The organism is uncultured Acetatifactor sp. (assembly GCF_948601915.1).
Lineage (GTDB): Bacteria > Bacillota > Clostridia > Lachnospirales > Lachnospiraceae > Acetatifactor.
In genome coordinates this window covers 1-10,842 of record NZ_CAPDXS010000044.1, presented here as the reverse complement: position 1 = coordinate 10,842, position 10,842 = coordinate 1, and the positions used below count along the sequence as shown (strand labels likewise).

Genomic DNA, 10,842 nt, shown 5'->3' with positions numbered 1-10,842 from the left:
ACGAAGGGCTGCCGAAGAGCCTGGAAGAGAAGATACATATCATAGAGACTGTGCTGGAACGGGCATATTCCCTGGGCCTGAAAAAAGAGGATATCATCGTGGACGGCCTGGTGTCCACAGTGGGGGCCAATAAAAGGGCGGCGGTGGAGACGCTGGAGACCATACGATACTGCAGAGAGAAGGGGCTTGCCACTATCTGCGGCCTGTCCAACATCTCCTTCGGCATGCCGGAGCGGGGGTACGTGAACGCGGCATTCCTGACCATGGCCATCAGAGAGGGGCTGACCATGGCCATCGCAAATCCCTCCCAGGAGCTGCTGACAGGCAGCGCTTTTGCCGCGGATCTGCTGCTTGCGAAAGAGGATGCGGATATACGGTATATCGAATATACGGACAAGCTGGCCCAGAGACGGGAGCAGAAGGTGAAGCGGGAACCAGCGCAGGCTCAGAGCACCGGTACAGCCCCCGGGAATGGGGAGTTCCGCCGGGGAGAGGCCGGCGGGGAGGCGGGCAGTAAGGCAGAAAAGACTGACAGCCCGAAATCGGACGGAAGTCCCGCGGCGGAACCTGACAGCGCCTGTCGGGCGGCCCTGCGCCAATCCGTCCTGAAGGGCAACCGAAAGGGCATAGCTTCCCAGACGAAGGATGCCCTGGCCCAGGGGGAAGATCCCTCCGCTCTGCTGCACGAGGCGCTGCTTCCCGCCATCAACGAGGTGGGCGAACTCTTTGATAAGGGACGGTATTTCCTGCCCCAGCTCATCGCCAGCGCGGAGGCCATGAAGAATGCCATCGAGATACTGGAGCCCCTTCTTCTGAGAGCGTCGGATGCGGATGATATGCCTGTAGTAGTCATCGCCACCGTGGAGGGGGACATCCATGACATCGGCAAGAACCTGGTGGCGCTGATGCTGAAGAACTACGGCTTCCGGGTCATCGACCTGGGCAAGGATGTCCCCAAGGAGGACATCATCCGGGCGGCAAAGGAGAACAATGCCAGGATTATTGCCCTGTCGGCTCTGATGACCACCACCATGCAGCGCATGCGGGAGGTGGTTGCCTACGCAAAAGAGGAAAAGGTAAGCGCGAAGATCATGATTGGCGGAGCGGTCATCACCCGGGAATACGCGGAGGAGATTGGGGCGGACGGTTATTCCGCGGACGCGGCGGAGGCGGTGAAGCTTGCGCAGAGGCTTGTGGGGGAAAAAGCTGCTGAATGAAGCAGGACTGGAGGTTTGCCATGGGTTTCTTTTTCAACAGCGGTTTGTTTGAAATCTGCTTTATGCTGGTATTCCTCGTGGTGATTGCCATGTTTGTCGTGAATGCCGTGCGCGGAATCGGCCAGTGGAACAAAAACAATCATGCCCCTGAACTGGCGGTAGCTGCAAGAGTGGTTTCCCGCAGGACATACGTGAACAGCCATCATCACAGCGATGGCACTGGGGCCAACGGATATCACACATCCACAAGCTATTACGCCACCTTCGAGGTGGAGAGCGGGGACAGGATGGAATTCCACCTGAGCGGATCCGAATATGGGATGCTGGCGGAGGGGGATATGGGAAAGCTCCGGTTCCAGGGAACCAGGTATCTCGGATTTGAAAGACAGCATTAAGGTAGATATAAAAATGTTGATAATAGAGGAGGAAGATTGATATGTTAGGTGCAGACGCCATTGTCAAATGTCTGGAGGAGGAGGGGGTCACGACGGTATTCGGGTATCCCGGTGTAGCCATCTGCCCTTTTTACAACAGTATCCTGGAGTCGGACATCCGGACGATTCTCATCCGCACGGAGCAGAACGCGGCCCATGCGGCCAGCGGTGTGTCCCGGATTACCGGAAGGCCCGGCGTGTGCGCCGTCACCTCCGGCCCCGGTGCTACCAATGTGATCACGGGCATCGCCACGGCCTTTGCGGACAGCATCCCCCTGATCTGCATCACCGGACAGGTGAACAGCGAGCTGCTGGGCAGCGATGTGTTCCAGGAGGCCGATATCACCGGGGCAGTGGAGTCCTTTGTGAAATACAGCTATTTAGTAAAGAATGTGAACGATATCCCCAGGGTGTTCAAGGAGGCTTTCCACATCGCCAACACCGGCAGGCGGGGCCCTGTGCTGATTGACGTGCCAATCGATATCCAGAATGCCCCGATCACCAAGTTCAAGTATCCGGAGAGCGTGTCCCTGCGCACCTACAAGCCCACGGTGAAGGGGAACGCGGTTCAGATCAAAAAAGTGGTCAGGGAACTGGAGAAGGCAAAACGGCCCCTGATCTGCGCGGGCGGCGGCGTATTGCTTAGCGAGGCCGAGGGAGAGCTGCGCAGGTTCGCCGAGGCCCACAATATCCCCGTGGTGTCCACCATGATGGGAATCGGCGCCATGCCCACGGACCACCCCCTCTATTTCCGGATGGTGGGCAACAACGGCAAAGCCTATGCCAACCGGGCCATGAACGAGTCCGATCTGCTGATCATGGTGGGGGCCAGGGTGGCCGACCGGGCCGTGAACCAGCCGGATATGATCACTCGGAACAAGGTGCTGGTGCATATCGATGTGGATCCCGCGGAGATCGGCAAGAACGCAGGCCCCACCATACCATTGGTGGGGGACGCAAAGCATATCTTCGAGGATCTGGAGAAGGAGGAGTTCACCTGCAACTGTCAGGAGTGGCTGGACACCCTGAGGGAATACCGGAAGGCTATGGCCAGCAAGCGCAAGCCCGACCCGGCTTACGTAGACCCTGCCAAGTTCATCATGCGGCTCACCGAGAGGATGCAGGAGGACGCCATCTATGTGGCGGACGTGGGCCAGAACCAGATCTGGTCCTGCGGCTATGTGAAGGTGCGGAAAGGGAAGTTCTTCACCTCCGGCGGCATGGGCACCATGGGGTATTCCATCCCGGCGGCCATGGGAGCCAAGGTGGCCGCGCCGGAGCGGCAGGTCGTGGCTGTCTGCGGGGACGGCTCCTTCCAGATGTCCATGATGGAGCTGGCCACCATGTGCCAGCACCATATCCCTGTGAAAATCGTGGTGCTGAAGAACAATTATCTCGGCATGGTGCGCCAGTACCAGCATTTCACCTATCAGGACCAGTATTCCGTGGTAGACCTGTCCGGGAGCCCGGATCTGGAGAAGCTTTCCGCGGCTTACGGCATTCCGTTCCTGCGGCTGGAGAACATGGAGAAATGTGACGAGACCATAGAGGCATTCCTGGAAAAGGATGAGTCCATGCTGCTGGAATGCGTGATCGACCCTATGGATCTGGTATAGACAGGGACTGGGATAGGAGGATATTTTATGAAGAAAAGAATATATTCTGTACTGGTGGAGAACCGTTCCGGTGTACTGGGCAAGGTGGCCGGCCTGTTTGCCAGGCGCTGCTTCAACATAGACAGCCTTGTGGTGGGAGAGACGGACAACAGCGACGTGTCCTGCATGACCATCGTCAGCAGCGGGGACGAGCGCACCATCGAGCAGATCGAGAAGCAGCTGAACAAGAAGCTGGACGTCATCAAGGTGAAGACCTTCGCGGAGCAGCAGTGCATCGCCAGGGAGCTGATGCTCATCAAAATCAGATACAACAAGGGCAACCGCCGGGAAATCATGGAGCTGTGCGAGATCATGAAGGCCCAGATTGTGGACATGTCCAAGCATTTCATGATGATTCAGATCTGCGACGAGCCGGAGAAGATAAAGCTCATGATTAAGATGCTCCAGACCATCAGCATCGTGGAGGTGGCCCGCACCGGAACAGTGGCGCTCTCCAAGTGCGCGGAGAATGACGAGGGGTGACGGCCCCAAAATCAGGCTTTTATTGACATTTCGGCCGGAAATTGGTATGATAGCGAAAGAGTTTTAAGAAGGGGGCTTGAAGATGGAAGAAATGCATTCCGTAGAAACGCGGCTGAATGAGCTGCTGCAAAAATGGCGCAGGATTCTGCGGCTGGAGGAAAGCTGGGATGTGAAGCTGGAGATCGTCATGGATTCTTCCTTCCATAAGACAGGCGACTTTAAGGTGGACTGTACGGACAAGAAGGCAATCCTTCTGCTCAATGGAGCAAATCCGAAGCAGGAGAACCTGGAGGAGGTCATCGTCCATGAACTGCTGCATCTGAAGCTTTACCCCCTGGATCAGGTCACGGAGTCGCTGATTACAGCCAACTATGAGGAGGGCAGCGGGGCTTACAGCTTCGCCTACACCCAGTTCATGGTGACCCTGGAGGTCACGGTGGAGGAGCTGGCCAAGTGCTTCCTGAAGCAGTACGGGGAGGACAGGGAGATTTCCTATGGCAGATGCCATACCATGAAAAGCTATGACGAGCTGTTCGAGGGGCTGAAGCCGCTGGAATGAGAGCGAAGCCCGGGGAGCGCGATATGTGGGGCAGGACAGAGGACGTGCGCGGAAGCATGGAAGCCGGTGCACAGATATGAGGTTGAAAAAGAAAAAGGAGAGGGTGGAAATTTGATGCAGAAGAAAGTGTTCCAATTGCTGGTCAACAATACATCCGGCGTCCTGAGCCGGATTTCAGGGCTTTTCGCCAGGCGCGGCTATAATGTGGAGAGCATTACGGCAGGCGTGACCTCGGATCCCCGCATCACCCGCATCACGATTGTGGCATCCGGCGACGATGAGATTCTGGAGCAGATTGAGAAGCAGGTGGCCAAGCTGGAGGATGTGCGGAATATCAAAGAATTGAAGCCGGAAAAGAGCGTATACCGGGAGCTGATCATGGTGAAGGTCCGCGCCACCGCGGAGCAGAGGCAGGGAGTCATCTCTGTGGCGGACATCTTCCGGGCGAAGATCATCGATATCGCGCCGGAGAGCCTGATGATTGAACTCACGGGCAACCAGCAGAAGATTGACGCCTTCATCGGCCTGTTGGAGGGATATGAGATTCTGGAGCTGGCCCGGACAGGCATCGCAGGCCTGGGAAGGGGCACGGAGCCTGTGGTGCGCCTGGACTAATAGATGCAGGAGGGGAGTATTCCCCACTGCTCTCAGCATGACAAGAGGAAGCCGAAAGCAGCCAGGCACAGGCCGACCCGACTGCTCGCTGCGGGAGGCGTTTTCGTGTGGAAAGATATTTGTCCCTTGCAGCATCGACAGGATGCCAGGACCGTTTCGCGACGGCCAGACACGGCATCCAATTCGCTGCGTAGGAATGAACATAGAATAAACAACAAAACGGAGGAAACGAGAAATGGCAAAGATTTTTTATCAGGAAGACTGTAATCTGTCCCTTCTGGAGGGAAAGACCATCGCGATCATCGGCTACGGCAGTCAGGGACACGCCCACGCGCTGAACCTGAAGGAGTCCGGCTGCCATGTGATCATCGGCCTGTACGAGGGCTCCAAGTCCTGGGACAAGGCCGTGAAGCAGGGCTTCGAGGTGTTCACCGCCGCGGAGGCAGCAAAGCAGGCAGACATCATCATGATTCTGATCAACGATGAGAAGCAGGCAGACCTCTACAAGAACGACATCGAGCCCAACCTGGAGGAGGGCAACATGCTGATGTTCGCCCACGGTTTCAACATCCATTTCGGCTGCATCGTGCCCCCTGCGGACGTGGACGTGACCATGATCGCGCCCAAGGGGCCGGGACACACCGTGCGCAGCGAGTACCAGGAGGGCAAAGGCGTTCCCTGCCTGATTGCCGTGGAGCAGGATGCCACAGGCAAGGCCCAGGACATCGCTCTGGCATACGCCCTGGGCATCGGCGGCGCGAGGGCAGGCGTCCTTGAGACCACCTTCCGCACCGAGACCGAGACAGACCTCTTCGGCGAGCAGGCCGTGCTCTGCGGCGGCGTCTGCGCTTTGATGCAGGCAGGCTTCGAGACCCTGGTGGAGGCCGGCTATGACGAGAGGAACGCTTACTTCGAGTGCATCCATGAGATGAAGCTCATCGTGGACCTGATCTACCAGAGCGGCTTCGCCGGCATGCGCTATTCCATCTCCAACACCGCCGAGTACGGCGATTACATCACCGGCCCCAAGGTCATCACCGAGGAGACCAAGAAGGCCATGAAGAAGATCTTAAGCGACATCCAGGACGGAACCTTCGCCAAGGAATTCCTGCTGGATATGTCTCCTGCCGGAAAGCAGGTGCACTTCAAGGCCATGCGGAAGCTGGCCAGCGAGCATCCGGCGGAGAAGGTGGGCGAGGATATCAGGAAGCTCTATAGCTGGAACAATGAGGATGATAAGCTGATCAACAACTAAAGCTGTCTGCTCCTCAAAACCGGAACATCCCACAGGAACCAGGGCTGCATCCGCAGTCGGCATTCCTGTGGGATGTCCATCTCCATGGAGCCTGCGACAATGCGCAGCGCTTACCTCGCATCTGTCTTTATGGTCCTGACCCCCAGAATAAAATAAAGGATATGGAATATCCACACGCAGGCCAGGACAATCCTGCCGACAGGAACCTGGTCCATCATGAGGAAGCCCACCGACATCAGAAGCGTCACCGTCACCATGATTTTGATTTTCGTTTTCCGCGTCATGCCCTTTCCTTTTACATAGCTTTCCAGATTATTCTTATACAATTTCGTCCCGGTAAACCAGCGGTTCAGCTTTTCCGAACTCCTGGCAAAGCAAAACGCTGCAAGGAGAAGGAAAGGGAAAGCGGGCAGAAGCGGAAGGACCGCCCCCAATGCCCCCAAAGCAGCGCCGATGCACCCTAAAACAACATACAGTATTTTTTTAAGTCTCATCACACTTCTCCAATCGCTTTTTCTTTTTGGAAGGCTCTCCCTTCTGTCCGTGAAAGCCTTTCTGCCGAATATACGGCATCCGAAATCCGCATGGTGGACTGCCTGTGGGACACCAGCAGCACCGTTTTTCCCTCCTGTCCTTCCCGCAGGGATTTTAAGATGACCGCTTCATTTAAGCTGTCCAGGTTGCTGGTAGGCTCGTCAAGGAGCAGGAAGGGCGCGTCATGCAGGAATGCCCTCGCCAGCCCCAGCCGCTGCCTCTCCCCGCCGGAAAGCGTATCCCCAAGCTCCCCCACAGGGGTATCGTACCCCCGGGGCAGCCCCATGATAAAATCATGGATGGAGGCTTTCCGGCAGGCTGCTTCCAGTTCAGCGTCCGTGGCATCTGGCTTCGCAATGCGCAGATTGCTCCTTATGCTGTCATGGAACAGATGGGTCTCCTGCGTCATGAAACCTTCCATCTCCCTCAGATCCGCCGTGTTTATCCCCGCAATCTCTCTGCCGGAGATTTCCAGCCTTCCGTCCCCCACGTCCCAGAAACGCATGAACAGCTTTAGCAGCGTGGATTTCCCGCTACCGCTTCTTCCTACAATCCCTATAATATCTCCTTTTGGAATCCTCAAAGATACACCGTCAAGGATTGTTTCCGCCCCATAGGAAAAGCTGACGTTTCTTGCATCTGCGCCTTCAAACACCGTTTTTTTCTTTCCCTCCACTTCCTGCACTGCGGGCGTTTCGTCTAAAATGTCCAGCACACGGTTCCCGGCTGCGAAAGTGTTCTGCAGTGTGCTACCCAGATTCGCAAGGGCCACAGCAGGGCCAAAAGAGGAGAACAGGGCAACCGTCGGAATCAGTACCCCGGCAAAATCCACTTCCGCCTTTTGATACAGTGCGGCAGATACGAACAGCATACATAAGTCAAATAGGAGGATCGCCGTATTTGTGACCGCCGTATTCCTCCCTGCGGTACGCTTTAAGCGCCTCTCGGTTTCCGAAAGGGCGTCCGTCCTTTCCTCCATCTGTATCAGGCGTTCCCCGCCCCTGCCATACTGTATGGTTTCGGAAAGCCCGCGCAGGCTGTCAAGGACGAAGGCGCTCAAGCTTCCCGCTTCGGTGCGGAATGCCATACCGTCCCCGCCGCTTGCTTTCGAGGCGGCAGCCGGTATTGCGATTCCCACTGTCAGATATGCCAGAAGCGCAAGGAGCCCCAGCGCAGGGTGGAAGGAGCCGATGAACAGGCACATCACGGCAGTATAAAAAAGCGCGATTGCAGCGGGGGAAATGGTGTGCGCATAGAAGACCTCCAGCAGCTCGATATCCGAAGTGATGACCGAGATCAGGTCGCCTTTGTCCCTGCCCTCCAGCTTTGCGGGGCAGAGTTTCCGCAATGCGAGGAAAACCTTATTCCGGATCAGCGCAAGCAGCTTAAACGCGATAAAATGGTTGCAGGACTGCTCTGCATAGCGCAGGATCGCCCTGAGTGCGGCAAACGCCAGCACACAGATAAATATGGCTTCCGGCTTGAAGGTCATGTCAAAACCCAGCAGGACAAGCGCCGCATATCCGCCCAGGATCGTGATGAAGGACGCGCACAGATGCCCTGCCAATCCCATAAGAACCGCCAGCGCCATAAATCCGGCAAGAGGCTCCACAAGGCCGATAAGCCTTACCATGACCGCAAATCCGCTCCGTCTTTTCATACAGCCGCACCGTCCTTTCCGTCTGCCCGGCCTTCTGTACCGGCAGAATGGCCATCCTGATATCCGCTTTGGATGTTCCCATAATTTTCAAGGCTCTGCTGCGTGTTCCACAGCTTTGCGTAAATACCGTCCCCTGCCAGCAGTTCCTCATGGCTTCCGCTTTCCGCCACGCTCCCCGCGTCCATCACGTAGATGTTATCTGAGGCCGTCACATTGGCGAGGCGGTGGGAAATGAGGATGACTGTTTTTTTGCCTGCCAGCCCATGGATCTCCCGCATAATGTCGTTCTCGCTCTCCGCGTCGATATTGGAGGTGGCTTCGTCGAAAATATACACCGGGCTGTCATGGAGCAGCGCCCTTGCCAGCGCAAGCCTCTGGCGCTGCCCGCCCGAAAAGTTCGAGGCATTTTCCATAAGGAGCGTGTCAAGCCCGCCCTCGGATTTCAGAAATCCTGCCAGATTCGCCCGTTCCAGTACCGCCCAGAGCTCCTTGTCCGACGCATCCGGCTTCCCCATCAAAAGATTCTCCCTCACGGTGCCTTTGAACAGATAGCTTTGATGGCTGATATAGGTGATGCTCTCCATCAGTTCCGCTTCCCTTATGTCTGAAAGCTCTTTGTCTCCGATTTTTACCGAACCGCGGTAGCCCTGGTTCCTCCCCATGAGGACTGCCGCCACGGTGGACTTTCCGCAGCCGCTCTCCCCGATGATGGAGACAAAGCCCCCTTTCGGGAACTGCATGCGGATTCCGCGCAGGATTTCCCTTCCTCTATCGGAGGGGCTTCCTTGGCCGGAGGAATTTCCCTTATCAGAAGAAATCTCTTCATCGGAGGAATTTTCGCCATAGGAAAAGCGCAGATTATCGCAGACGATTCGGTAGTCCTCCGGAAAGCGTCCTGTTTTCCCCGCCGGTTCGGGAAGATCCAGCAGGCGGAAAATCTTATCGCTTGCCGCCATGCCGTTCATCGCCACATGGAAGAAGCTGCCGAGCTGCCGCATGGGGATGAAGAAATCCGCCGAGATCAGGATGATCAGAAGGCACCCCGAAAGGGTCACATCCCCGGTCCGAAACTGTGTGGCCGCCATGATTACGCCTAATGCCGCCCCTCCGTAGGCAATCAGATCCATCAGCGTGATGGAATTAAGCTGCATGGTCAGTACCTTCATGGTGATTTTACGGAATTTCTCCGCCTCACGGTTCATCTCCTCATGCTTAAAACCGTCGGACTGGTAAATTTTCAGTGTCGTAAGCCCCTGCAGGTTTTCCAGGAAGGTATCTCCCAAAGCCGTGTACTGCCCCCAATATTTTGACAGCAGCTTTTTCGCCCAGGTCTGCACCGCCGCGATGGCAATGGGAATCAGCGGCACACAGACCAGCAGGACGGCGGCGGAGGGCACATTGACAAAGCACAGATACGCAAACAGTGTCAGCGGCGCGAGCATGGCATAGAAAAACTGCGGAAGATACGCCCCGAAGTAGGTTTCCAGCTGTTCCACGCCCTCCACGGCCACCTGTACCACTTCCGAGGTATTCACCTGTTCCTTGTAAGAAGCGCCAAGGCGGAGGAGCTTCCCGTAAATCGCTTCCCGCAGCGTCTTCTTGACGGATTTTGACGAGAGATACCCCATGCGGCTTGAAAGGATTGTGCAGATAAAACGGGTCATAACTGCCGCCGCTGCTATACCCGCCGTGAGGAAGCAGCTGTCCTTATCTGCCGTTTTATGGAAAAGAGAGGCAAGCAGGCCTGTCACTGCCGTCATCATGGCGATATTCGCCGCAAGGGAGCACCATTGGGCCGCCACGTTCCCTATTATGTATTTTTTGCTTTCATGGACTGTTCCTATCAGTCTTTTTTTGATCATCATAATGTCTTACCACGCATTCCCTTTCTTTTTTGCCCTCCTAACGAAAGTTAGTATGGACTAATCCATAGGCCTAATAAATGCGGCTGCTCTTTGTGTTAGCAGCCGCTAACTCAGCTCCAAGTATAACTCTTGCCCCCCGCTTTTGTCAATAGGATGAAAAATATTTGGCTATTGTCGGAGCGGCTTCCCCGCCTACGATTTTTGTTATGATTCAAGATTCCTTGTTTTCTGTTAAATATCTGATAAAACAAGAAACAGCGTTTACCTGTTCATCCGTAAGCGTATCTATGGATTCCAGCACCTGTCTCTTGGCTAAAGATATTCCCTGGGTGGAGAATATCTCTCCCTCGCCGTTTTCCAGCCAGTTTTTGTTTACATGAAAGACATTCTCGTTTCATGTTTACAGTGTCAAACGGATAACTACAATAAGGGTTGAGAGAAGTAGGCATTCTCAAAAAAGGAGGTTACACACTATGAAGAAACAGACAGAGAAAGACAAGCTCACAGCCCTTTACAGATCGGAAGAGCACACGTCTGAACTCCAGTCACCAGATCTGATCTCGTA

Annotated in this window: 9 protein-coding genes and 1 pseudogene (1 of these 10 only partly in view); 7 read left to right on the top strand and 3 right to left on the bottom strand. The window is 55.6% G+C overall.

Annotated elements, in window-relative coordinates:
- The 7 genes and pseudogenes from Q2B33_RS24520 to ilvC all read left to right on the top strand — a co-directional run.
- Positions 1–1,217: pseudogene (locus Q2B33_RS24520) on the top strand (homocysteine S-methyltransferase family protein); it begins 1,353 nt to the left of the window's first position.
- 20 nt (positions 1,218–1,237) lie between these two features.
- The gene (locus Q2B33_RS09505) at positions 1,238–1,612 is read left to right on the top strand and encodes a DUF2500 domain-containing protein (protein ID WP_300783036.1); all 375 of its coding nucleotides are present in this window, start codon (positions 1,238–1,240) and stop codon (positions 1,610–1,612) included.
- A 41-nt stretch (positions 1,613–1,653) separates the two neighbouring features.
- Positions 1,654–3,267, top strand: a complete 1,614-nt coding sequence (gene ilvB / locus Q2B33_RS09500; protein ID WP_300715156.1) for a biosynthetic-type acetolactate synthase large subunit — start codon at positions 1,654–1,656, stop codon at positions 3,265–3,267.
- A gap of 27 nt (positions 3,268–3,294) precedes the next feature.
- A complete protein-coding gene (ilvN, locus tag Q2B33_RS09495) occupies positions 3,295–3,789 on the top strand; it encodes an acetolactate synthase small subunit (RefSeq protein ID WP_251207238.1) in 495 nt (164 codons plus the stop codon).
- An 82-nt stretch (positions 3,790–3,871) separates the two neighbouring features.
- Positions 3,872–4,348 (top strand): hypothetical protein, encoded by a 477-nt coding sequence (locus Q2B33_RS09490; protein ID WP_300783034.1) that lies wholly within the window; start codon positions 3,872–3,874, stop codon positions 4,346–4,348.
- A gap of 114 nt (positions 4,349–4,462) precedes the next feature.
- On the top strand, positions 4,463–4,963 hold the full coding sequence (gene ilvN / locus Q2B33_RS09485; RefSeq protein ID WP_296474766.1) for an acetolactate synthase small subunit: 501 nt from the start codon (positions 4,463–4,465) through the stop codon (positions 4,961–4,963).
- Between the two features lie 235 nt (positions 4,964–5,198).
- The gene (gene ilvC, locus Q2B33_RS09480; protein WP_300783032.1) at positions 5,199–6,218 is read left to right on the top strand and encodes a ketol-acid reductoisomerase; all 1,020 of its coding nucleotides are present in this window, start codon (positions 5,199–5,201) and stop codon (positions 6,216–6,218) included.
- Between the two features lie 110 nt (positions 6,219–6,328).
- On the opposite strand, the gene Q2B33_RS09475 is transcribed toward ilvC, so the two are convergent.
- From Q2B33_RS09475 to Q2B33_RS09465, 3 genes are read right to left on the bottom strand one after another with little or no spacing between them, the layout of a single operon-like run.
- Positions 6,329–6,712: a YbaN family protein gene (locus Q2B33_RS09475; protein WP_300783030.1), complete on the bottom strand. Its 384-nt coding sequence runs from the start codon at positions 6,710–6,712 to the stop codon at positions 6,329–6,331.
- Positions 6,712–8,412: an amino acid ABC transporter ATP-binding/permease protein gene (locus Q2B33_RS09470; protein ID WP_300783028.1), complete on the bottom strand. Its 1,701-nt coding sequence runs from the start codon at positions 8,410–8,412 to the stop codon at positions 6,712–6,714. The genes Q2B33_RS09475 and Q2B33_RS09470 overlap by 1 nt, the downstream gene beginning before the upstream one ends.
- A complete protein-coding gene (locus Q2B33_RS09465) occupies positions 8,409–10,277 on the bottom strand; it encodes an ABC transporter ATP-binding protein/permease (protein ID WP_300791849.1) in 1,869 nt (622 codons plus the stop codon). Before Q2B33_RS09465 ends, Q2B33_RS09470 begins: the two co-directional genes overlap by 4 nt.
- Positions 10,278–10,842 lie beyond the last annotated feature (565 nt).

Excerpts from the sequence above, each read along its gene's own strand:
- ilvC (WP_300783032.1), top strand. The coding sequence starts at position 5,199 with ATGGCAAAGATTTTTTATCAGGAAGACTGTAATCTGTCCCTTCTGGAG.
- Q2B33_RS09490 (WP_300783034.1), top strand. The coding sequence starts at position 3,872 with ATGGAAGAAATGCATTCCGTAGAAACGCGGCTGAATGAGCTGCTGCAA.
- Q2B33_RS09505 (WP_300783036.1), top strand. The coding sequence starts at position 1,238 with ATGGGTTTCTTTTTCAACAGCGGTTTGTTTGAAATCTGCTTTATGCTG.
- Q2B33_RS09470 (WP_300783028.1), bottom strand. The coding sequence starts at position 8,412 with ATGAAAAGACGGAGCGGATTTGCGGTCATGGTAAGGCTTATCGGCCTT.
- ilvN (WP_251207238.1), top strand. The coding sequence starts at position 3,295 with ATGAAGAAAAGAATATATTCTGTACTGGTGGAGAACCGTTCCGGTGTA.
- ilvB (WP_300715156.1), top strand. The coding sequence starts at position 1,654 with ATGTTAGGTGCAGACGCCATTGTCAAATGTCTGGAGGAGGAGGGGGTC.
- Q2B33_RS09475 (WP_300783030.1), bottom strand. The coding sequence starts at position 6,712 with ATGAGACTTAAAAAAATACTGTATGTTGTTTTAGGGTGCATCGGCGCT.
- Q2B33_RS09465 (WP_300791849.1), bottom strand. The coding sequence starts at position 10,277 with ATGATGATCAAAAAAAGACTGATAGGAACAGTCCATGAAAGCAAAAAA.
- ilvN (WP_296474766.1), top strand. The coding sequence starts at position 4,463 with ATGCAGAAGAAAGTGTTCCAATTGCTGGTCAACAATACATCCGGCGTC.